At 71.3% G+C, this 23,900-nt stretch carries 12 protein-coding genes; 7 read left to right on the top strand and 5 right to left on the bottom strand.

Going from position 1 to position 23,900, the window contains the following annotated elements; all coding sequences use genetic code 11:
* Positions 1-7: 7 nt before the first annotated feature.
* From H4N64_RS33140 to H4N64_RS33150, 3 genes are all read right to left on the bottom strand, one after another.
* Positions 8-1,351, bottom strand: coding sequence for an NAD(P)/FAD-dependent oxidoreductase (locus H4N64_RS33140; RefSeq protein ID WP_336246867.1), 1,344 nt, complete (start codon positions 1,349-1,351; stop codon positions 8-10).
* Between the two features lie 25 nt (positions 1,352-1,376).
* Complete coding sequence (locus H4N64_RS33145) at positions 1,377-1,652, bottom strand: acyl carrier protein (protein WP_186286218.1); 276 nt, start codon at positions 1,650-1,652, stop codon at positions 1,377-1,379.
* Between the two features lie 80 nt (positions 1,653-1,732).
* Positions 1,733-2,494: a thioesterase II family protein gene (locus tag H4N64_RS33150; RefSeq protein ID WP_186286219.1), complete on the bottom strand. Its 762-nt coding sequence runs from the start codon at positions 2,492-2,494 to the stop codon at positions 1,733-1,735.
* 346 nt (positions 2,495-2,840) lie between these two features.
* Here H4N64_RS33150 and H4N64_RS33155 point away from each other — a divergent pair, with 346 nt between their 5' ends.
* From H4N64_RS33155 to H4N64_RS33180, 6 genes are all read left to right on the top strand, one after another.
* Positions 2,841-3,134 (top strand): phosphopantetheine-binding protein, encoded by a 294-nt coding sequence (locus H4N64_RS33155; RefSeq protein ID WP_186286220.1) that lies wholly within the window; start codon positions 2,841-2,843, stop codon positions 3,132-3,134.
* Positions 3,127-9,159, top strand: a complete 6,033-nt coding sequence (locus H4N64_RS33160) for a type I polyketide synthase (RefSeq protein ID WP_186286221.1) — start codon at positions 3,127-3,129, stop codon at positions 9,157-9,159. The genes H4N64_RS33155 and H4N64_RS33160 overlap by 8 nt, the downstream gene beginning before the upstream one ends.
* Positions 9,160-9,161: 2 nt before the next feature.
* Complete coding sequence (locus tag H4N64_RS33165; protein WP_186286222.1) at positions 9,162-15,824, top strand: type I polyketide synthase; 6,663 nt, start codon at positions 9,162-9,164, stop codon at positions 15,822-15,824.
* A gap of 116 nt (positions 15,825-15,940) precedes the next feature.
* Entirely contained in the window at positions 15,941-17,458 is a 1,518-nt protein-coding gene (locus tag H4N64_RS33170; protein WP_186286223.1) for an MFS transporter, read from the top strand.
* Positions 17,459-17,688: 230 nt separating this feature from the next.
* On the top strand, positions 17,689-19,479 hold the full coding sequence (locus tag H4N64_RS33175; protein WP_186286224.1) for an NAD(P)/FAD-dependent oxidoreductase: 1,791 nt from the start codon (positions 17,689-17,691) through the stop codon (positions 19,477-19,479).
* Between the two features lie 30 nt (positions 19,480-19,509).
* Complete coding sequence (locus H4N64_RS33180) at positions 19,510-21,165, top strand: NAD(P)/FAD-dependent oxidoreductase (protein ID WP_336246868.1); 1,656 nt, start codon at positions 19,510-19,512, stop codon at positions 21,163-21,165.
* A 71-nt stretch (positions 21,166-21,236) separates the two neighbouring features.
* Here H4N64_RS33180 and H4N64_RS33185 read toward each other — a convergent pair whose 3' ends face one another.
* Positions 21,237-21,971: an ABC transporter permease gene (locus tag H4N64_RS33185; RefSeq protein WP_186286226.1), complete on the bottom strand. Its 735-nt coding sequence runs from the start codon at positions 21,969-21,971 to the stop codon at positions 21,237-21,239.
* The gene (locus H4N64_RS33190) at positions 21,968-22,717 is read right to left on the bottom strand and encodes an ABC transporter ATP-binding protein (RefSeq protein WP_186286227.1); all 750 of its coding nucleotides are present in this window, start codon (positions 22,715-22,717) and stop codon (positions 21,968-21,970) included. The genes H4N64_RS33185 and H4N64_RS33190 overlap by 4 nt, the downstream gene beginning before the upstream one ends.
* A 456-nt stretch (positions 22,718-23,173) precedes the next feature.
* Between H4N64_RS33190 and H4N64_RS45780 the strand changes: the two genes are divergently transcribed.
* Complete coding sequence (locus H4N64_RS45780) at positions 23,174-23,815, top strand: FAD-dependent monooxygenase (RefSeq protein WP_260860121.1); 642 nt, start codon at positions 23,174-23,176, stop codon at positions 23,813-23,815.
* Positions 23,816-23,900: the final 85 nt, after the last annotated feature.

Consider the following 23,900-nt stretch of genomic DNA (forward strand, 5'->3'; position numbering starts at 1 on the left):
GGGTCGATCAGAAGCTGGGCGCGGCGGTGGGGGACCTCAGCTGACCCAGGTACGGGTGCCACAGGTGGGTCGGGTCGCTCTCCACGGCCTCGATGATCTCCCACATCGCGGAGAGCGCCTTCGGCTCCTCGTCGTCGTAGACGTCGCCCTGGAGCATCTTGAGGATGTCCAGACGGTAGCGGTCGTCCTGGACGAAGGCGGTGAACAGGATGTTGAGGCGGTAGTAGGCCTCGATGAAGCGGTGCCAGTAGCCCACCGCCTTGCGGAGCTTGTTCTCGTAGGCGGCGAAGCGCTCATGCTTGAAGTCGCCGGCCTCGGCGGCGGCGATGATGTCCTTCGCCGCGAGCCGGGCGCTGTTGAGCGCGACGGAGACACCGGAGGAGAAGATCGGGTCCACGAAGCGGGCGGCGTCGCCGATGAGGACGTAGTTGTCGCCGGCGATCTGCTTCATGCCGTAGCTGTAGTCGCCCTCGGTCTTCATGGGCTTGACCTGCTTGCAGTTCTTCAGCACGTCGAGCAGCTCGGGGCGGGAGGCCACGGTCTCCCAGAAGTACTTCTCGCGGTCGCCGCCGTACTCCTGGAACCGCTTCTTCTGGCTGACGACACCGATCGAGGTGATGGTGTCGGTGATCGGGATCTGCCACACCCAGGTGTCGATCACCGGGAGGAAGTGGATGAAGATGTAGTCGGCCTGGTCCTTGTTGACGGCGAGGGCCTTGCGGTCCAGGCCGTCGAACCACGTGTGGACGGCGTACTGGTTGAAGACCGGGTCCGGGATCTTGGTCTTGAGCTGGTTGCCCAGACGGGTCTGCCGGCCACTCGCGTCGACGACCATCTTCACCGGGATGTGCGTCGACGAGGAGCCGACCTTCACCTCCACGACCGGCAGTTCGCCGTCGAAGTCGACCTTGCCGACCCGGACGCCCTGGAACACCTTGGCGCCCAGCTCCTCGGCGTGCTTGAGGAGGATGTGGTCGAACTTGCTGCGGTCGACGTGGAAGGTGTGGTCGCGGTCCACGCCGTCCTGGTCGCGCTCGCTGAACAGGACCTCGGCGGCACGGAAGTCGTGGTTCAGACCGCGGAAACCGTTGTGGTTGATGTCGCGGTCCTCGGCGGAGGTCCAGGCGGCACCGAACTTCTTCGGGAAGCCGGCGGCCTCGACCTTGTCCATGGCCCCTATCTCCAGGAGCACCGGGGTGGTGGCCGGGACCAGGGACTCGCCGACGTGCTCACGAGGAAAGTTCTCCGCCTCGAACACGGCCACGGACAGCCCGGCCTTGGCCAGGTACGAGGCCACGGTCGATCCCGCGGGGCCGCCGCCGATGACTGCGACGTCGAATTGTGCGTCCACGATGCTCTCTCTTCCTTCGGTCGGTTCAGGCAGCGGGCTGCGGGGCCAGGGAATGGACCATGTCCGTGATGGCCGCCAGGTTCGCGAAGTTCCGGCCGGTGATGTGGGTCGGGGGCACGACGACCCCCAGCTCGGTACGGATGAACGAGAGCAGGAGGGAGGTGTTCATGGAGGTGAGGACGCTCCACTCCAGCAGCGGGGTGTCGTCCGTCAGCTCCGAAACCTCGCTCTCGCCGAGGAACTGCTGCTCGATGTACTCGCTGATCCTCTGACGGATCTCTTCATGGGACAGCGCCGCCACTGGGGCCTCCTGTTGGTCTCGGGCTTGGGCGTGGGGGGAGAGCCGTACAGCCGGTGATGCTGGGTGTTCGCGGTTGAGGTTCACTCGGCAACCGCTCGGGCGACCGCCCCACGGGCCGCCGGAACACGGCTCGCGGTGGCCGCGAACCGGGTCAGCCGGGCGGCCAGCGCGGCCCTGAACTCCGGTTCCTGGAGGAAGAAATGACCGCCGGAGACCAGCGTGAGATCGAAGACGCCGGTGGTGATCCTCGACCACGCGGCCATCGACGAGGCGTCGGTCAGGACGTCCTTGCGGCCGGCGAAGGCGGTCACCGGGATCGTCAGCCGGGGGCCCGGGGCGTGCGTGTAGGTCTCGACGACCTTCAGGTCGGTCCGGATGGCCGGAAGGTAGAACTTCAGCAGCTCCGGCTCGGCGAGCAGCGCCTCGGGCAGACCGCCGATCCGCTGCAGCCCCTGCACGAAGCCGTCGTCGGGCAGATGGTGGAAGGGGCGGTGCGACAGCGGCTCGGTGGGCCCGTTGCGCCCGGAGACCAGCAGCAGCTGCGGCGGGCTGCCCTGCGCGGTCAGCACCCGGGCGGCCTCGTAGCCGACGAGCGAGCCGAAGCTGTGCCCGAACAGCGCGTACGGCTCGTGCCGGCGCTCGCCGATCTGCCGTACCGCCTCCTCGGTCAGCGCGGACAGGCCGTGCAGCAAGGGTTCTCGTACCCGGGTTCCGTGCCCGGGCAGTTCGAGGGGGACGACGGTGATGTGATCGGGCAGATCGGCGGCGAGCCGGATGTACGGATGCGCGCTGCCGCCCGCGTGCGCGAGGCAGAACAGCGTCAGTCCTGGGTCGGTGGTCAAGGGAGGGTTTCCTTCCGGACTCGGAGGGTGGCGAGGGACTTGTTCGACGGGGATCGCAACAGGACTCGCTCAAGTCGCCGTCGACAGGGGTTCGAGAGGGGGAAGGGATACGTCCGCTCGCCGCCGGGCGGAATGCAACGCCCGGACCCGGCCGCTCAGAGGCAGGCCAGACGGCTGTGTTCGAGGGGACGGACGGCTTCAACTGTCCGCTTTGTGACGCCCGTTCGCCCTGCCGCGCGTTCCCGCGAGGGGCGAACATCGGCCACACTTCCGCTCTCTCAAGGGCGTCTTGAGTCCGTCTCCCTACCGTCGCTTTCGGCCGCACTTGAGGGAGAGAGGTGCCACGGTGAGCGGACCTGCGAGGGAGATCACCCCCGAAGCGGTGGAGAACTGGCTGGTGGAGCAGATTGCCCAAAGGACCTTGCTGCCCCCGGCGATGGTGTCGGTCCACCTGTGCTTCGACGAGTTCGACATCGACTCCGCGGACAGCCTGGTGATCACCACGGCCCTGGCGGACTGGCTCGGCGACGAGGTGGACCCGCGTGCGCTCGTACGTCATCCGACGATCCGGTCGCTCGCCGGATACCTGGCGGGCCGACGCCACCAGGCCACAACGGGAGGAACTCCGGTCCATGGCTGAGAACCGACGGTACGAGCCGCGCCCCGACGACATCGCCGTCGTCGGGGCCGGTTGCCGCTTCCCCGGGGGCGTACGCGACCTCGACGGGCTGTGGCGGGTGCTGATGGACGGCGTGGACGTCGTCACGCCGGTGCCCGCCGACCGTTGGAGCGACGACTTCCACCACCCCGACCGGCACAACCCCGGCACCACCTACTGCCGTGAGGGCGGATTCCTCGACGAGATCGACCGGTTCGACGCCGACTACTTCGGCGTCTCCCCGCGCGAGGCCAGGGGCATGGACCCCCAGCAGCGACTGCTGCTCGAGGTGTGCTCGGAGGCCATGGAGGACGCGGGCCTGCCGCGCGACAGGTGGGAGGGCAGCCGGACCTCCGTCCACATGGGCATCCTCGGCTCCGACTATCTGCTGCTGCACGCGCGGACCTCGGGGATCCGCGCCATCGACCCGTACTTCGCCTCCGGCAAGGAGTTCAGCTTCGCCGCCGGACGCATCGCCTACACCTTCGGGCTGCACGGTCCCGCGATGACCGTCAACACCGCCTGCTCCTCCTCGCTGGTCGCCGTCCACCTCGCCTGCCAGGCCCTGCGCAGCGGCGAGGCCGACACCGCGCTCGCGGGCGGCGTGAACGTGATCGTCGCGCCCGAACTCTCCGTTTTCATGGGCAAGGTGCAAGCGCTGTCCCCGACCGGACGGTGCCGCCCCTTCGACGCCCGCGCCGACGGCATCGTCCGCGGCGAGGGCTGCGGGGTCGTCGTACTCAAGCGCTACGCCGACGCGGTACGCGACCACGACCGCATCCACGGGCTGATCCGGGGCTCGGCCGTCAACCAGGACGGACGCAGCGCCGGACTGACCGCCCCCAACGCCGTCGCGCAGCAGGATCTGCTGCGCGCGGCGCTGGCGTCGGCGTCGGTCGCGCCCGAGGAGCCGGTGTTCGTGGAGGCGCACGGCACCGGCACCCCGCTCGGGGACCCGCTGGAGATCTCCGCCCTCACCGAGGTGCTCGGCCGCACCCGGCCCCCGGAGGAGCCCCTCCTGGTCGGCTCCCACAAGGCGCACTTCGGGCACATGGACTCCGCCGCCGGTATCGCGGGCCTGCTCAAGACGCTGCTGGTGCTCAGGCACCGCACGGTCCCGGGGCAGATCCACCATGTCTACCCGGCCCCGATGATCGACTGGGAGTCCTCCGGGACGCTCGTCCCGGTCGAGCACGTCCGGCTGCCCGGCGAGGACCTGCCGCTGACCGCGGGCGTGAGCGCCTTCGGGCTCTCCGGTACCAACGCGCACATCGTGCTCGGCAGCGCGCCGCAGCCCGCCGCCACCGAACTCCCGGACGGACCGCACACCCTGCTCATCTCCGCGACCACCGCCGAGGGGCTGCGCCGGCTGGCCGCCGACTACGGCGCCCGGCTCGCCGACCCGGTCGGTCCGTTCGCCGCCGCCTCCGCCGTACGGCGCACCCACCTCAAGCACCGGATCGCCGTCGTCGGCAAGGACGCCGCCGAACTCACCGCCGCGCTCGCCGACGCCGAGGGCGGCCGGGCGGCCGACACCCCGCCCAAGCTCGTCCATGTCTTCTCCGGGCAGGGCTCGCAGTGGCCCCGCATGGGCCTGGACCTCGCCGAGACCGAACCCGTGGTCCGCGACATCCTCGACGACTGCGACGAACTGCTGCGCGCCGAGGCCGGCTGGTCCCTGTACGACGTCCTGCGCGACGCCGACCCGGCCCGGGTCAAGGCCACCGACGTGGCCCAGCCCGCCGTGTTCGCGGTCCAGGTCGCGCTCGCCCGGCTCTGGCAGTCCTGGGGCGTGCGCCCCGACGCGGTGATCGGGCACAGCATGGGCGAGGTCGCCGCCGCACACATGTCCGGGGCGCTCGAACTGGAGGACGCCGTACGGCTCGTGGCGCACCGCGGGCGGCTGATGCACCGCGCCGCCGGCACCGGCCGGATGGCCAACGTCGAGCTCGGCGCGGACCAGGTGCGCGAGCGGCTCGCCGCCCGCCACCCCGAGGTGGTCGTCGCCACCGAGAACGGGCCCGCCTCCGTCGTCATCGCCGGGCCCAAGGAGGCCGTGGAGGGCGCGGTCCGTGAACTCGCCGACGACGGCGTGAACGTGGTCGCGCTCCCCGTCGACTACGCCTTCCACTCCCCGCTGATGCAGCCCTACGCCGACGAACTAGCCGAGCTGCTCGGGGACTTGACGCCCAAGGCGCCGACGGTGCCGTTCCTGTCCACCGCCCTGCCGGGCCAGGACGTCCCGCTCGACGCCGCCTACTGGAGCGCCAACCTCCGGGAGCCGGTGCGGCTGTGGCCCGTCGTCGACGCGCTGCTCGCCGAGGGTGAGACGGCGTTCGTCGAGATCGGCGCCCACCCGGTTCTCTCCCGCCCGCTCCAGTCCGCCCTCGCCCATCGCGAGCGGCGCGGGCCGGTCGTCTCCTCGCTGTACCGGGGCCAGGACGGGCCGACCATGCTGGCCCGCTCCCGGGCCAAGCTGCACGAGGCCGGCATCGACATCGACTGGGCCGAGGCGCACGGTGCGCCGGTGCGCCCGGTGACCCTGCCGCCGCACCGCTGGGCCGACGAGCGGTTCTGGCTGGACGGTGTGGAGCGCGGCGAACAGGGCTCGGGCCCGGCCGACCTGGACGGACTGCGGGCCGAGGTACGGCTGGTGGACGCGCAGGGTCGGGTGGTCGCGGAGCTCGGGGCCGACGCGGTTGCCGCGGCTGCGGCGCCGGTCGCTTCTGCGGCGCCGGCGGCCCCGGAGGCTGCGGCTCCGGTTCCCGTGGAGGAGCCCGCGGAGGCGGCGGCACCCGCGCCGGTCGCCCACGACCGGGAGCATGTGGCGTCCACGGTTCATGCCCAGCTCGTGAAGGTTCTCGGCCACGGGCCGCGCAAGCGGCTGCCGCGTACTCGGGGGTTCTTCGAGTTGGGTATCGACTCGATCTCCGTTGCGGAGTTCGCCCGGCGGGTGGCGGAGGAGCTGCGGGTTCCGGTGGACGGCGCGGATGCGCTGGCGCACGGCACGATCGATGGTTTTACGGACTACATCATGACGCTGGTTCCGGAGAGCGCCGGTGAGATTGCCGACGAGAGCGCCTCCGAGAGTGCCGCTTCGGGTAGTGAGGCGGCTGCGGCGCCGTCGGGGCCGGTCGCGCAGTTCCCCGCGCCCCTTGAGGGTGCTGGTGAACCGGCCGTTTCCGAGGAGCCGTTGGCCGGTCGTATCGAACCTGTCCCTGTTCCCGAACCCGCCGACGCCCTCGACTCCGACGCCGTCGAACCCATTGCCGTCGTCGGCATCGGGTGCCGCCTGCCCGGCGGTGTCGCGGGCCCCGAGGACTTCTGGCGGCTGCTCGATCAGCGGGTCGACGCCAGTGGTGACGTGCCCGCCGAGCGGTGGGATGCCGCGGCCCTCGACGGTGTGCCGAAGCGGGGATCCTTCCTCGGCGAGGTCGACGGGTTCGACAACTCCTTCTTCCGGATCTCGCCCCGCGAGGCCCGCACCATGGACCCGCAGCAGCGGCTGTTCCTGGAGGTGGCCTGGGAGGCGCTGGAGGACGCCGGGGTCCGGGCCGACCGGATCGGCGGCACCCGTACCGGCGTGTTCGTCGGCCTCAACACCACCGACTACCAGCAGTTGGTGACCCGTCGCGAGTCCGATGTCGACCTGTACTACGGCACCGGCAACTCCTTCAGCGCGACCGCGGGCCGTATCTCCTACTTCCTGGGACTGCGCGGTCCGAGCCTCGCCGTGGACACCGCCTGCTCCTCCTCCCTGACCGCCGTGCACCTGGCCTGCCAGAGCCTGCGCTCGGGGGAGAGCCGGCTGGCGCTGGCCGGCGGGGTCAACGTCATGGCCACCCCGACGGTCTTCCTCTCCATGGGGGCGGCCGGGGCGCTCGCCCCCGACGGACGGTGCAAGACCTTCGACGACTCCGCCGACGGCTACGGCCGGGGCGAGGGCGCGGGTGTGGTCATCCTCAAGAAACTCTCGACCGCGCTGAGCGACGGTGACCGCGTGTACGCGATCATCCGCGGCAGCGCGGTCAACCAGGACGGGGCCAGCGGCGGGTTCACCGTGCCCAGCGGCACCGCCCAGGAAGAGGTCATCCTCTCCGCGCTCGACCAGGCCGGAATCGAACCGCACGAGGTCTCCTACGTCGAGGCGCACGGCACCGGCACCCGGCTCGGCGACGCGGTCGAACTGCGCGCCCTGGCCGGGGCGCTCGGAACGGGACGTCCCGCCGACCGCCCGCTGGTCGTGGGCTCGGTGAAGACCAACGTCGGCCATCTGGAGGCCGCCGCCGGAGTCACCGGGCTGATCAAGACGGTGCTGGCGCTCGGCCGGGAGCGCATCCCCGCCCAGCTCCACCTGTCCGAGCCGACCCGCCAACTGGACTGGGCGAAGCTGCCGTTGAACGTGGCGGGCGACCCCGTGGCCTGGCCGCGCGGTGAACGGCCCCGGATCGCGGGCATCAGCGCGTTCGGCTTCACCGGCACCAACGCCCACGTCCTGGTCCAGGAGGCCCCGGCCGTGCCCGAACCCCCGGCCGCACCCCGGCCCGTACGGCCCTGTGTGCTGACCGTGTCCGCAGCGACACCCGACGCCCTGACCGCCGCCGTGGCCCTGATGCGCGAGCGTGTCGCCGCCGCCGACGACAGCGAACTCGCCGACCTGTGCTGGACGTCGGGCGCCCGCCGCGCCCACCTCGCGCACCGGATCACCGCCGTCGGACGCACCCGCGACGAACTCCTCTCCGCCCTGGACCGGGCCCGCCCGGTGCAGGCCCGCGACGAGGCGTCGGTGCTGTTCGTCTACGGCCGCACCCCCGCCGACCTGTCGGGTTACGAGGAGGCGCTGGCCGGGGACCCGGAGGCCGTCGAGACCTACCGCGCCGCCCTCGCCGAGGCCCGCGAGGCCCTGCGCGCCGAACTCGGCGAGCCCGAGGGCCCGGCGCACCCGGGCAGCGTGGAGCACGCCGGCGAGGTGTTCGCGGGCCAGCTCGCGACGACCGCGCTGTGGAAGGTGCTCGGCGTGGAACCCGACGCGGTCGTCGGCTGGGACATCGGGGAGTACGCGGCCGCCGTGGTCGCGGGCGACCTCACGCTCGTCAACGCCGTACGGCTGCTCGCGGCCGGTGTGCCCGTGCCCGCGCAGCCCGACGGGGCGCGGGTGGCCCGCCACTCCGCCGCCGACGGCTGGAACGCGCTGGCGGGCGGGGTCATGACGGCCGGCCTCGACGTCCTGCTGGACATCGGCACCGGAAGCCGCGCCATCCGTATGCTGGGCGCCGCCCTGGACGCGGCGGTGGAACCCGACGAGACCCTCCCGGTCCAGCTCACCGCGCCGCGCCGGCGCCAGCCCAGCGGGGTCGAGAAGGCCTACCTCGGCCCGGTCGAACTGCTGGAACTGGCGGGCGCACTGCACGCCCACGGGGTGAGCGTCGATTGGGACCGGCTGGTGCCCGGAGCGCACCGCCCGGTAGCGCTGCCCGCCTACCCCTGGCAGCGCAAGGCCTATTGGGTGGACACTCCCTACGCGGTGGAACCCCGCCCGCAGTCCGAGCCGCAGCCCGCGGCCCAGGCCCCACCGGAGCCCGCAGGCGGTCTCGCCGCCGAACTGCTCGCGCTGTCGCCCGACCGGCGTCAGGAGCAACTGGTCGACCTGCTGCTCAAGCTGGTCGCGCAGGTGCTCGGCGAGGAGGCCGATGTCTCGCCCGACCAGGGCTTCTTCGACCTCGGCATGGACTCGGTGCTCTCCCAGGACCTCAAGCAGCGCGCCGAGCGCGAGCTGGGCCTCGAACTGCCCGGCACCGTCATGTTCGAGTGCCCCAACGTCACGTCCTTCGCCCGCTTCGTCCTCGACGAGGTGCTCACCGAACCGCAGGACCAGGCCGAACCCGCCGAGGCAGTCGCCCCGCAGGAGCCGGCCGAGGACCTTGATGACCTCGACGACGACTCCCTGCTGAGCCGTCTCGACGACGCGCTGGCGTCGTCCGAAGCCCTGTTGACCGAGGGAGACTGACCATGACGACCCCGGACTACCGGGCCAAACTCGTCGAAGCCGTCCGCACCATCGAGAAGCTCCAGGGCGAGCTGGCGAAGAACCGCAGCCGGCCGCTGGACGAGCCGATCGCCGTCATCGGGCTCGGCTGCCGGCTGCCGGGCGGCGCCGACGGCCCCGACTCGCTGTGGCGGATGCTGGTGGACGGCACCGACACCATCCGGGAGTTCCCGGCCGAACGCGGCGACGCGCAGGCGGTGTTCGACGACGACCCCGATCAGCCCGGCAAGGCGTATGTCACCCAGGGCGGCTTCCTCGACGAGCGCGTGGACCTGTTCGAGCCCGGAGTGTTCGGCATCTCGCCGCGCGAGGCGGTCGGCATGGACCCGCAGCAGCGGCTCGTGCTGGAGGTGGCCTGGGAGGCGCTGGAGCGGGCCGGTTACGCGCCGGACCGGCTCACCGGCAGCCCCACCGGCGTCTACTTCGGCGTGTCCACCACCGACTACGCCCGGCTCAGGCAGAGCGAGGGCGACATCCGGGACGTCGACGCCTACCAGCTCGTCGGCGAGCCCAGCTTCGTCGCGGGCCGGATCTCCTACACCCTCGGCCTGATGGGACCGAGCAAGGTCGTCGACACGACCTGCTCCTCCTCCCTGGTCGCCCTGCACGAGGCCTGCCAGGACCTGCGCACCGGCGAGTGCGACATGGCGCTCGCGGGCGGCGTCAACCTGATGCTCTCGCCGTACGGCTTCGTCATGATGAGCAAGTTCGGCGGGCTCTCCCCGGACGGGCGCTGCAAGACCTTCGACGCGAGCGCGAACGGCTATGTGCGCGGTGAGGGCGCCGGTGTGGTCGTCCTCAAGCGCTACTCCGACGCGCTGCGCGACGGCGACCCGGTGCTGGCCCTGGTACGCGGCTCGGCCGTCAACCACGACGGACGCAGCAGCGGGCTCACGGTGCCCAACCCGGCCGCCCAGCAGGGCGTCATCCGCGGCGCCCTGGAGCAGGCGGGCATCGCCCCCGGCGACGTCGACTACATCGAGGCGCACGGCACCGGCACCGCGCTCGGCGACCCGATCGAACTGCGGGCCCTGCAGGCCGTGATCGGCCGTAACCGCCCCTCGGACAGCCCGCTGAAGGTCGGCTCGATCAAGACCAACATCGGTCATCTGGAGTCGGCGGCCGGCATCGCCGGTGTGCTGAAGCTGGTCCTCGCCCTCCAGCACGGTCACATCCCGCCGCACCTGCACTTCAACGACCCCAACCCGAACGTCGACTGGAGCAAGCTGAACGTCGAGGTCACCAAGGACGGCGGCCCCTGGGACGCCACCGGCGACCGGCCCCGCGTCGGCGGCATCAGCAGCTTCGGCGCGAGCGGCACCAACGCGCACGCCGTGATCAGCGCGGCGCCCGTCAAGGCCGAGCCCCCGGCGTCCCCCGGACCCGAGGTGCTGACCCTGTCCGCGCACTCCGCCGAGGGCCTCGCCGAACTGGCCGGACGCTATGCCGGTCACCTCCGCGACAACCCCGACGTCCCGCTCGCCGACATCAGCTGGACCAGCCAGGTCGGCCGGTCCCGGCAGCGGCACGGGCTCGCCGTCACCGGCTCCATGTCAGGCGAACTCGCGGGCGCGCTGGAGGCGTTCGCGCGCGGGGAGCGGGCTTCCGGCACCGTCACCGCCGAACTGCCGGTCCACAAGCACCGCAAGACGGCCTGGCTGTTCACCGGACAGGGTTCGCAGTACGCCGGAATGGCCCGCGGCCTGGCCGACGAACCCGCCTTCCGCGCCCCCTTCGACGAGGCCGCGGCCCTGTTCGACACGCATCTGGACCGCCCGCTGGCGTCCGTGGTGTGGCCGGAGCCCAGCCAGGAATCGCCGGTCGACGACACCCGCTACACGCAGCCCGCGCTGTTCGCCGTCGAGTACGCGCTCGCCCGGATGTGGCAGTCCTGGGGTCTGAAGCCCAGCGGTCTGCTCGGGCACAGCATCGGCGGCATCGTCGCCGCCTGTGTCGCGGGCGTCTTCGAGCTGCCGGACGCCGTCCGACTGGTCGCGGCGCGCGCGGCCCTGATGGCCGAGCTGCCCGCGGGCGGCGCCATGGCCGCCCTGGACTGCGACGAGGCCACGGCCCGCGCGGCCATCGCCGGGTACCGCGACACGGTGTCGCTGGCCGGGGTCAACGGCCCCTCCAGCGTGGTGATCTCGGGCGCCGCCGCCGACGTGGACGCGGTGCGCACGGCGCTGGAGGCGCGCGGGATGCGTACCACCCGGCTCACCGTCAGCCATGCCTTCCACTCGCCGCTGCTGGCGCCGATGCTCGCGGAGTTCCGTGCGGTCGCCGAGTCGCTGACCTACCGGATGCCGAGCCTGCCGCTGATCTCCGACCACACCGGACGCCCCTGGACCGCCGAGGACAGCGGCCCGGAGTACTGGGTGCGGCACGCGGCCGGCACGGTCCGTTTCCACGACGGGCTCACCGCGCTGCACGCGGAAGGGGCCCGCACCTTCCTGGAGATCGGCCCCGCCCCGGTGCTCAGCGGCATCGGGGAGCGCACCGGGCTTGACGGCGACTGCCTGTACGTGCCGTCCCTGTACAAGCCGAGGGCCGGCGCACCCGAGGACCGCACCGCCGTCCAGCGGGCGCTGGGTCTGCTGCACCTGCGCGGTGAGACCGTGGACTGGACGGCGGTGCACTCGGGTTCGGGCCGCACTCCGCGTCGGGTGGCCCTGCCGGTCACCCCCTGGAACGGCGAGCGCTACTGGTACGAGGAGCGCCGTGAGACGCCCCGGGCCTCCGCGGGCACTCCGGTGCCGCAGGCCGGGATCCGGCTCTACAGCGCCGTACCGACCTATGAGCTCCAGCTGGACGAGCCGGACTGGGACCGTTACGCGCGCACCGGTTCGGACGGCTTCCGGTTCCTGCCCGTCGGCTCGCTGGGCCGGGCGGCTCGGGCGGCGGCCGCGGACGCGCTCGGCGGAGTGTGGTCCTGCGTCGAGAAGCTCGACGTGTTCCAGCCCCCGCCGATGGACCGGGCGGGCCGGGTCCTCCAGATCACCGTCAACACCGACGACGACGGCTGCGCGATCGTCGAACTGCACAGCCAGACCCCGGCCGAGGCGGCCGCCGGAGCCCCCTGGACCCGGCATGCCCGCGCGGTCCTGCGGCGCCGGGCGAGCACCCGCTCGCGGCACTCCGGCAGCAACGCCCCGACGCTGGCCGGACAGGAGTACAGCGACGAACTCCACTACGAGACCGCCTCGTTGTCCGACGCCCTGATCGGTGCCGTCGTCTCGGCCCACCGCGGCGACGAGGGTGTGCTGGTGGCCCTCGGTCTGGACAGCGGCGAGACCGCCGACCACGCCGTGCAGGTGTTCGACGCGGCCGTCGCGGCCGTGTCCTGGGACGCGGGGCTCAGCGAGGCGGGCTTCGCCGGGCGGGTCGTCGAGGCGACGCTCGAATCGCTGGACCGCGCCCGGTACGTACGGGCCATCGCCCAGAGCGGCAAGGAGCCCGGCACCATCTCCGGCAGCGTCGACCTGTTCGCCGAGGACGGCGCCTACCTGGGCGGCATCCGCGAACTGACGGTCGTCAGCGAGCCGGTGTCCGCCGCGGCGGCCCCCGCCCGGGCGCCCTGGCGGCACCCGGAGGAGCTGCTCACCCGGCTCGAATGGCACGAGATCGAACCGGCCGCCGCCGAACCGGACCTGTCCGGACAGGGCTGGCTGCTGGTGCCCGACCGCACCGGCACCGCCCGAAGGCTGGCCACGGCGCTGCGGGCCCGCGGCGCGCACTGCCGGATCGAGGAGTCCGGCGCCCCCGACCTGGACGACTGGCTGCGCGAACTGCCCGACGGGGTCACCCCGCACCGGGTCGTGCTGCTGACCGGCCTGGACGCGCCGCGTCCGGACGCCGCCGACGCGGAGTCGCTCACCACCTTCCGGGACCGCGCCGAACTGGCCGCCGTCGCCCTGGTCCAGGGCATGACGGCCCGCGCGGCCTGCACGAAGACCGGGATCAGCCTGGTCACCCGGGGCGCCGTGCCCGCGCTGGCGGAACAGGGCGTCACCGCGCCCTTCGCCGGGACGCTCTGGGGTCTTGGCCGGGCGATCGCGCTGGAGCACCCCGAGCACTGGGCCGGCGCGGTCGACCTGGACCCGGAGGCGGGGGAGAGTGACGAGGGCGCGGCGCTGGCCGCGGCGCTCGCCGACACCGCCGCCGAGGACCAGCAGGCGCTGCGCGGCGAGAGCCGCCGGGTGGCACGACTGGTGAAGTTCCCGCTGACCGCCGAGGAGCTCAGGCGCCGGCCGCGCATCGACCGACTGGGCACCTATCTGATCACCGGCGCGTTCGGCGGTATCGGCCAGGCCCTCGCCCGCAACCTCGCCGACAGCGGCGCGGGCAAGCTCGTCCTGCTCGGCCGCACCCCGCTGCCGCCCCGGCACAAGTGGAACGACCCCACGCTCACCGGCTCCGTCCGTGAACGCGTCGACTTCGTGGCCGGGTTGGAGGAGACCGGGGTACTGGTCGACGTGGTCGCGGCCGACGTCACCGACATCGAGGACATGCTGCCGGTGATCCAGGGCCTGGCGACCGGCCTGATGCCGCTGCGCGGCGTGATCCACGCGGCCGGCACCTCCGTACCGCAGTTCCTGCGGGACATCCCGGTGTCGGAGCCGAGCGACTATGACGCCGTGTGGCGGCCCAAGGTGGTCGGCGGCTGGCTGCTGCACCAGCTGACGGAGGGCCTCGAACTCGACTTCTTCCTCGGCTTCTCCTCGATCGCCGCGACCTGGGGCTCGCAGCACGTGACCAGCTACGCCGCCGCCAACTCCTTCCTCGACGCGCTCGCCGAGTACCGGCACGGCCAGGGCCTGACCGCGCTCACCGTGAGCTGGGGACCGTGGGAGCTGACGTCCAACCTCTTCGGCGCCGACGTCCTGGAGTTCCTGACCTCCACCGGTCTGCGTACGCTCTCGGCACCGCAGTGTCTGCGGCTGCTGGACGCGCTGCTCGCCGGGGACGCGCCGCAGGCCGTGGTCTGCGCCGCCGACTGGTCGGTGTACAAGCCGGTCATGGAGGCCCGCGCCGACCGTCCGGTGCTGCGCACCGTGGAGATCGACGAGGGCACCGGCGGCGGTACCTCCACGGCCGTGCTCCAGGCCCTGGAGGGGGCCGACGCGGCAGGCCGTACGACCGTGCTGACCGGCTATCTCCAGCAGGTGCTCGGCGAGGTGCTGGCGGTGCCGCCGGAGTCGGTGCTCCCGGAGGCCGACGTGATGTCGCACGGCCTGGACTCGCTGATGGTCATGGAGGTCGTCAAGCGGTGCAAGGGCGATCTGGGCATCAGCGTGCGCCCGAGCCAGTTCTTCGAGCGGACCGCGCTGGAGGACTGGGTGCGGCTGCTCGACACCGAGCTCGGCGGCGAGGGCGAGGCCGCGCCTGAGCCGGCCGCGGACTGGACGGAGCCGGCGCTCATCGCCGCCGACGTCGCCCTGGACCCGGCGATCGTGCCGGCCGGAGCAGTCGGCGACGGCTACACGAACCCGACCGACGTCCTGCTCACCGGGGCCACCGGCTTCCTCGGGGCCTACCTCCTCGACGAACTGCTGGCCACCACCGACGCCACCGTCCACTGCCTGGTGCGCTGTGACGCACCGGAGTCGGGCCTGGCCCGGATCCGGCAGAACCTGGAGCAGTACCTGCCCTGGCGCGAGGGGGCCGACGACCGCGTCAAGGTCGTCCCCGGCGACCTCGCCAAGCCCCGACTCGGCCTGACGGACGAGAAGTTCACCCGGCTCGCGGGCACCCTGGACGCGATCTATCACAACGGCGCCTGGGTCAACTTCTCCTACACCTACGAGCAGTTGCGCCCGGCCAACCTGATCGGCACCCAGGAGATCCTGCGGCTCTCCTGCGCGGGCCCGGAGCAGATCCCGGTCTCGTACGTGTCGACGTACGGCATCTGGGGCATCCCCGCCGACGGCCGCACGGTGATCGCCGAGGGCGATGACATCCTCGGCGCCGGCAAGCTGGTCACCGGGTACGTCCAGACCAAGTGGGCGGCCGAGCTGCTGGTCCGCCAGGCGCAGGAGCGCGGTATCCCGGTCGATATGCACCGGCCCGGGCGCGTGCTCGGCGACTCGCGCACCGGAGCCTGTCTGACCACGCACTTCACCACCCGCGTGATCAAGGGCTGTGTGCAACTGGGAATGGCTCCCGATCTCGATCTGGAGATCGAGATGACCCCGGTCGACTACGTCACCTCGGCCCTGGTGCGGATCTCCCGCGGGGCGCACGAGTGGGGTCTGACGTATCACCTGGTCAACCGGCGCAAGGCGGCCTTCAAGGAGCTGCTGTCCGCGATGGAGCGGCACGGCTGGGAGTTCCGCACGGTGCCGGTGGAGCAGTGGTGGCGGACACTGCAGGACTCCTTCGCCGTCAACGACAACGAGCTGCACCCCGTCATGGGGGTGGTCGAGGAGTTCGTCGTCGGCGGCGAGGAGGCCATCGACTACGACGCCACGAACACCATCCAGGCCCTGGTCGGCTCGGGGATCGCTTGTCCTCCGCTCGACGAGGCGCTGCTCTCGCTGTACTTCGGGTGGATGGTCCGAACTGGGTACTTGCCTGCACCGTCGCGCAGGGAGAATAATTCATGGCAGGATGAATCCATCAACGGGTGAATTCATGTCGCGGTGACGCCCTCGCCCCTTGCGGCGGCCGACCCGCCCGGCCGAACCAAGGTCCGCGGCCCCTGTTCGGGGGCCGCGGAACACGACGGAGAAAGGCATCTCCCCCCATGACCACATCCGAAGACCGGGTCCCCGGCGGTACCGCCGTCGGAGCGGCCCCGTTAGCGAACCCCAAGCGCTGGACGGCCCTCGTCTTCATCTGCCTGGCCCAGCTGATGGTGGTTCTCGACATCACGATCGTGAACATCGCGCTGCCGGAGATGCAGTCCGACCTGGGCTTCTCCAATGAGAACCGGCAGTGGGTCGTCACCTCGTACACCCTGGCCTTCGGCAGCCTTCTGCTGCTCGGCGGCCGGATCGCCGACTACACCGGGCGCAAGCGGGCCTTCCTGATCGCCCTGGCCGGCTTCGCGATCGCCTCCTGCCTGGGCGGTGCGGCCCCCAACATCGAGATGCTGCTCACCGCGCGTGCGCTCCAGGGAGTCTTCGGCGCCCTGCTCGCCCCCACCGCGCTGTCGCTGATCTCGGTGAACTTCACCGACCAGAAGGAACGGGCGAAGGCCTTCAGTATCTTCGGCAGCATCGTCGCCAGCGGTGCCGTCATCGGCCTTCTGCTCGGTGGCTTCCTCACCGAGTACCTGGACTGGACCTGGTGCATGTACGTCAACGCGCCGATCGCCGTGATCGCCGCGTTCGGCGTGCTCTACCTCGGCCCGGAGCAGCGTGCCGCGGTGCGCGCGCGCTTCGACATTCCGGGCGTCCTGCTGGTCACCTCCGGCCTGGTCGCCATCGTGTACGCGTGCAGCGAGGCGGAGTCCGAGGGCTGGGGCTCCGGACTGGTGATCGGTCTGTTCGTGACCGGTGCGGTGCTGCTCGCCGCGTTCCTCGCGGTGGAGGCCCGCTCCAGTCATCCGCTGGTTCCGCTGCGGGTGATCGCCGACCGCACCCGGGGCAGCGCCTACCTCGCCATGGCCGTCGGCATGGTCGCCATGCTCGGCGCGCTGTTCTTCCTGACCTTCTACCTCCAGCTGGTCAAGGGGTACTCACCGGTGGAAACCGGTCTGGCCTTCCTGCCGATGCCGGTTGGCGTGGGGATGTTCGCCGGCGGCATCTCGCCCAAGATCCTCCCCAAGGCCCCGCCGCGCGCCATCATGGTGCCCGGCATGCTCATCGCGGCCACCGCACTGTTCTGGCTGGCGATGCTGGAAGCCGATTCCTCCTACTGGGGCATGGTCATGCCCGCCCTGTTCGTCCTGGGCGTGGGCATGGGCCTGCTCATCGCACCGGCGGTCAACTACGGCACCTACAAGGTCGCCGACGAGGACGCCGGTGTCGCCTCGGGCAGCGTCAACACCGCCCAGCAGATCGGCGGTTCGATCGGCACGGCTCTGCTGAGCACGCTGGCCGCGGACGCGGCGGCCGAGTACATCGCTGACCACGCCGCCGGAGCCAAGAGCAAGGCGCTGCTCCAGCAGGGGGCGATGGTGGAGGGCTTCACCACCGCCTTCACCTGGGCAGGGGCGATCATGGCCTGTGGTGCGGTGGTGCTCGCCGCGCTGATGAACACGCCCAAGCCGCAGCCCGGTGAGGCCGGGCACGGGTCTCCGATGGCCCACCTGGGCTGACCCCGGCCCCTGGCGCACCCCCCGCGGACCGCCCCCGAACCAAGGTTCGGGGGCGGTCGTCGTGTGCACCGGATCTGCCCGCCGCACGACCGCCGCACGACCGCCGGGCGGCTGGTGCGCGACCGGCGGGCGAGTCCGGCTCCAGTACCTCGCCCTAGCCTGGCCGGAATTCGCCATAGGCGCTTTTTCGGCCAGGTGGATTCCACGGAACAGGACCGAGGAGGGCAAGTATGCCCACGGAAGAACGCAAGGGGATATGGACGGACCAGGACGCACCGGGGCGGGAACCGACGGCCGCAAAGGACTCATTCGACGTCCTCGTGGTCGGGGCCGGCCTGGAGGGCGGCATCATCGCGGCCTGCCTGGCCCGCAACGGGGCACGGGTCATGCTTCTGGAGGAGGGCGGGCATCCCAGGACCCGCCTCGGTGAGTCCACCACCTTCACGACGCAGATGACGCTGCGCCTCATCGGCGAGCGCTACCGGGTGCCGGAGGTCAAGTACCTCGCCTCCTTCGAGGGAACGCACTCCAAGGTGTCCACCAGCGGCGGGGTCAAGCGGAACTTCAGCTTCGTCCACCACCGGCCGGACGCCCCGCAGAACCCCCGCGAGGTGCACATGGTGGTGCCTCCCCCCATAGGCTTCACACAGAACCACTACTTCCGGCAGGACGTGGACAACTGGCTGCTGACACTCGCTGCCCGGTACGGGGCGCAGATACGCCAGCAGCAGCGGATCACGGGAGTGGCGACCGACCCGGACGGGATCACCGTGCTCCGGGCGGGCGAGGCCCCCCTGCGGGCGAAATACCTGGTGGTCACGGAGGACGAGCGGCAGGACTGGGCCCGGCGGCTGGGGGTCGAGGAGTCCCAGGCCAGGTTCCGCACCCACTCGCGCACCCTGGACACCCACATGGTCGGCGTGACCCCCTTCGACGAGGTCGCGCCGAAGGCCGCCTACCGGAACCCCGGGCGCTTCCACGAGGGCACCCTCACCCACGTCTTCGACGGCGGCTGGGTCTCGGTGATCCCCTTCGGGAACCACGTCAGGGCCACCAACCAGGTCTGCGGCGTCTCACTCCACCTGGACCCGCGCAAGCACCCGGCCGCCGCGTGCCCGCCCGAGGAGGAGTTCCACCGGGTGGTCTCGCGCTACCCCGACCTCGCCCGACAGTTCGCCGGGGCGAGTCCGGTCAGGGACTGGCACCGCACCGAGCGCCGGCAGCGCTCGGTCACCCGCTCCTCGGGTGAGCGCTGGTCCCTGGTGGGCCCGGCGGCCGGCGTGGTGGACCTGCTGTTCTCCGGCGGCCTGTCCACAGGCCTGGAGAGCACCCAGGTACTCCTGGGCCGCCTGATCGAAGCGGTACGGGAGGACGACTTCTCCCCGAAGCGGTTCCGTGACGTGGCGGAACTCGAACAGGGCCTGCTCGACTTCACCGACGACGTCTGCGCCAACGCCTACCTCGCCTTCGGCGACTTCGACCTCTGGGACGTCGCCTACCGCGTGTGGTGCGTCTCCCAGATCCTCTCGCACTACGAGATCAACCGCGCCTACACGAAGTACCGCACGGACCGCGACCCGGTGCACCTCGCCCGCGTGGACAATCCCTGGTGGCAGGGCCGGAAACTGCCGCAGGACGGCCCGTACCGGTCGGCGATGCGTTTCCTCCAGCACGCCAACGAGCGCTTCCAGGCCATCGAGGCCGGTGACGCCGTCCCTGCCGAGGTGGTCGCCGAACTGAGGGGGCTGCTCGCCGGGGCGGACTTCGTCCCCCCGGTGTTCGGACTCGGTGATCCGGAGATGCGGTACATCGACCCGCCACCCCACAAGGTCCCGCTCACCCTGCGCTGGACCAGGAGCACCGCGCCCGAGGACATCGGGCAGCTCACCCGCGACGGCCTCCTCCCCTTCGTGAGGACGCGGTTCGCCAGGGGAGAGTTCGAATTCGCCGAGGAACTGCGGAACCTGGCTGCCGGTCTGCCCCTGGTGGGCAGGCGCTTCCGGGTCCCCGCGCCGGAATAGCAGGAACAGAGGGACGTCATGGACACAGCAGTGGCAGACGCACGTACTGCGCACGATGTGGTCATCATCGGTTCCGGCCTGTCCGGTTCGATGCTGGGGGCCATTCTGGCCCGCAACGGGGTGAAGGTGCTGCTCCTGGACCACAAGGAGCACCCGAAGTTCGCCATCGGCGAGTCGACCATCCCCAACACCCTGGTATCCCTGCGCACGATGGCGGCCCGGTACGGAGTGCCCGAACTCCAGACCCTGTCCTCCTTCGGCGGATGCCAGCGCATCATCGGACCGTGGCACGGGGTCAAGAACCACTTCGGCTTCCTCCAGCACCAGGAGGGCAAGCCGCAGGACCCGGCCCAGCTCACCATGTACAACTTCACCAAACTCATCTACCCCACCGCCCACTTCTACCGGCAGGACGTCGACTCCTACCTGTTCCGTACGGCCGTCTCCTACGGCTGCCGGGCCCGGCAGAACGTCACGGTCGCCGAGGTGGATTTCGACGACGCCGGGGTGACCGTGGTGGCCGAGGGCGGGGAGGAGTTCCGGGCCCGCTACATGGTCGACGCCAGCGGATACCGCTCGCCGATCGCCGAGAAGTTCGGCCTGCGTGAGACGCCGTGCCGTTTCCAGCACCACTCCCGGTCCATCTGGAACCACGTCGTCGACATGCCCCGCACCGACGATGTCTTCGACCGGCCGGCCGCGGACCGCCCGCCGGTCCCCTGGTACGAGGGCACCGTCCATCACCTCTTCGAGCGCGGCTGGTGGTGGGTCATCCCCTTCGACAACGACCCCTCCTCCCGCAACCCGATGTGCAGCGTCGGGCTCACCCTCGACCCCCGACGCTACCCCGTGGACGAGACCCTGACGCCGGAGGAGGAGTTCTGGTACCACGTCCGGCGCTTCCCCGACGTCGCCCGGCAGTTCGAGGGGATGCGCCCGACGCGGGAATGGGTGCGCACCGGCCGGCTCCAGTACTCCTCCACGCAGACCGTCGGCGACCGCTGGGTGCTGCTCGGACACGCGGCCGGATTCATCGACCCGCTCTACTCCCGCGGCATGTCCAACACCTGCGAGACGGTGAACCTGCTGGCCTGGCGGCTGCTGCGGGCGGTCGCCGACGACGACTTCTCCGCGGCCCGCTTCAAGGCCGTCGACCGCTGCCAGCAGGCCCTGCTCGACGGCAACGACAGCCTCGTCAACTCCTCCTTCATCTCCTTCGAGGACTACGACCTGTGGTCGGCAGTCTTCCGGATCTGGGCCTGGGGTTCCAACGCGGGCACCTTCCGCGCCCACGAGGCCTTCCGCCGCTGGCGGGACGACGGCGACGAGCGGCACCTCCTGGAACTGGAGGATGTGGAGAATCCGGGACTGCACTGGTCCGACCACCCCGGCTACAGCGAGCTCTTCGACGAGATGGTCGAGCAGTGCGCGGCCTTCGAGGCCGGGCGAATCACCGGTACGCAGGCCGCAGACGTGCTCTACGACCGAATGGCCGCGGCCCCGTTCGTCCCCCGCCACTACGGCTGGGACGCGCGCGGACAGCGCTTCATCAATCCCACCTCCAAGGTCCTGGCCAAGACCATGTGGTGGGCGCTGCGCGAGGGAACTCCGGAAGTGCGACGGCTGCTGTTCGGCTTCGGCATCGAGGCCGTGAAGGAGTTCGCCAAGGGCAGGCGGATCTTCTGACCCCGAGCCCTTACGGTCGCCGGCCCGCAACCACGAGGTTGCGGGCCGGCTGTCGTAGGGGAGACGAGGGCTCATGCGGTCTGCCGCCGCAGGGTGGCCGCGCCGAGCACCAGGGACAGCAGCAGGGCGGCGCCGATGACGGAGACCTGGGCGACCAGGTCGGCGCCGATGCCGACGTGCCGGGTGAGCTCGGTCATCGCGTCCACGGCGTACGACAGCGGCAGCACGTCGGAGAGGTACTCCAGGAAGCTCGCCATCTGATCGCGGGGGGTGAACAGGCCGCACAGCAGTACCTGTGGCAGCACCACCGCCGGCATGAACTGCACTGCCTGGAACTCTGTCCGGGCGAACGCGCTGACCAGTAGCCCCAAGGCGGTGCCCAGGAGCGCGTCCAGGGCCGCGACGAGGAAGAGCATCCACAGCGGTCCGGCGATGTCCAGGCCCAGCCAGGACAGGGACACCGCCACCGCGAGGGCCACCTGTACCAGGCAGACCAGGCTGAAGGCGAGGGCGTACCCGAGGAGCAGGTCGAGCTTGGCGGTGGGCAGGGTCAGCAGCCGCTCAAGCGTGCCGCTGGTGCGCTCCCGGAGCGTACTGACCGAGGTGATCAGGAACATCACCAGGAAGGGCAGCAGCCCGAGCAGGGCGGGGGCCACCGCGTCGAAGGCCGCCTCCTCGTCGAAGACGAAGCGCAGCAGGACCATGAGCAGGGTGGGGACCACGAGTGCCATGGCCAGGGTCCTGGGGTCGTGGCGCAACTGGTCGAGAACGCGGCGGGCGGTGGCGAGGGCGATGACGGGATTCATGACGGGATCTGCTCCGTGGTGTGTCCGGCGGGGGGATTCTGCGCCTCGTGCTCGCGGATGACTCTGAGGAAGGCCTGTTCGAGGTCCTGGGTGCCGGTCCGCGCCCGCAGGGAGTCCGGGCTCTCCTGGGCCAGCAGGATGCCGTCGCGCATGAGCAGCAGCTCGTGGCAGCGGGCGGCCTCGTCCATGACATGACTGGAGACCAGGAGCGCGGTCCCCCGGGCGGCGATCTCCGCGAAGGCGTCCCACAGCTCCAGGCGGAGCACCGGGTCCAGACCCACGGTCGGCTCGTCCAGGACGAGCAGCTTCGGCTCGCCCAGGAGGGCCACGGCCAGACTGGCGCGGGAGCGCTGCCCGCCGGAGAGGGAGCCGACGATCTGGTGCCGGTGGGCGCCCAGACGCAGGGTGTCCAGGACACGGTCGGCGTCGGCGGGCGGGGCCCCGATCACCGAGGCGAAGTAGCGGATGTTCTCCAGGACCGTCAGGTCCAGATAGACGGAGGGGGTCTGCGGGCAGTAGCCGATGGACCGGCGCAGGTCCCGGTGCCCGGCGGGGCGGCCGAGCACCGTCACGGTTCCGCCCGTCAGGCGCTGGAGGCCCATCACGGAGCGGAGCAGGGTGGTCTTCCCACAGCCGCTGGGACCGAGTAGTCCGGTGACGCTTCCTTCGGGGACGGCACAGTCGATTCCATGGAGGATTTCCCTTCCTCCGCGTCGGACGACGAGTCCGGATACGAGTACTGCCATGGGCGTCGAGTCCTCGGTGAGTGGTGGCGGGCGGGCCGGACTGAGCGGTGAGGGGCGGGGGCCAGACGGGACGCTCACATTCCGATTGGCCAGGGTCGCCCCGCCCGCTCGAATGCCACTGGAGCCGGGAGTGGCGGGCGGACCCGTCCGGCGGCGGGTCCAGCGGGGTGCGACCGGCGGGTGAGCCGGTCTCGAGTGGGCGCTCCTGGCTTGGCCGGGACGGAAGCCGGGACGACCGAGGAGGGATCGACGCCCCCGTCGTGCAGCCGAAACCACCGAAGGCGACATCCTCACGGACCCCCCGGCACGACGTCGCCGTCCTCGGGTCCGCCCTGGCCGGGACCACCCTGGCGGCCTGCCTGGCCCGCAACGGCGCGAAGGGTCCTCGTCGTCGACGTTTGCACCCACCCGCGCTTCGCCGCCGGCGAGTCCACTGGCCCGTACACCTCGATGGTGATGCGGCTGGTCAGCGAGCGCTATGCGGTGCCGGAGATCAAGTGGCTCGCCACCTTCGATGTGGTCCAGTCGAAGATCTCCACCAGCTGCGGGGTGAAGCGCAACTTCGGCTTCCTCCACCGCCGCGAGGGTGTGGGCCAGAACCCATTGGAGACCAGCCGGCCCCCCATCCCGTGGATCACCCACATGGAGAACCACTTCTTCCGCCAGGACACCGACGCCTGGATGCTCGGCGTCGCCGTCAAGCAGGGGGCCGAGGTCCGCCGGCAGACGAAGATCACCGACGTGGAGTTCGACACCCTGCGCAAGCTGTTCGGCCGGGACATGCTGGCCATCGCCGGTGACGCCGCGCACGTTCTCTCCCCGCTCGGCGGCCAAGGGCTCAACCTCGGCATCCGCCGGGTCGCCCCGGGGCGTGATCAAGGTGACGGACATCGCCACCCGCATGATGACGTCCGACCGGCTGCCGGCGCGGATCGCCCGCAAGGCCGTGATGACCGTGGTCAGCCGGGTTCCCGCCACCCACCAGACCGCGGTGACGGCGGAAGCGCAAACGCCCAACACCCATCTCCGCTGGATCCAGGCCTGCCCCGACGCCCGCTGCGCCGCGGATGCGGCTTGGCTGAAGCGCGGTGGCCCTGAGCGGTGGCCGAGTCTGAGTCAAGCGGGCGTTCCTACGGTGTGCCGCAACGGATGCCGGGACCATTGAGGAGAGATCTGATGCCCG

Source organism: Streptomyces cupreus (genome assembly GCF_014257025.1).
Lineage (GTDB): Bacteria > Actinomycetota > Actinomycetes > Streptomycetales > Streptomycetaceae > Streptomyces > Streptomyces cupreus.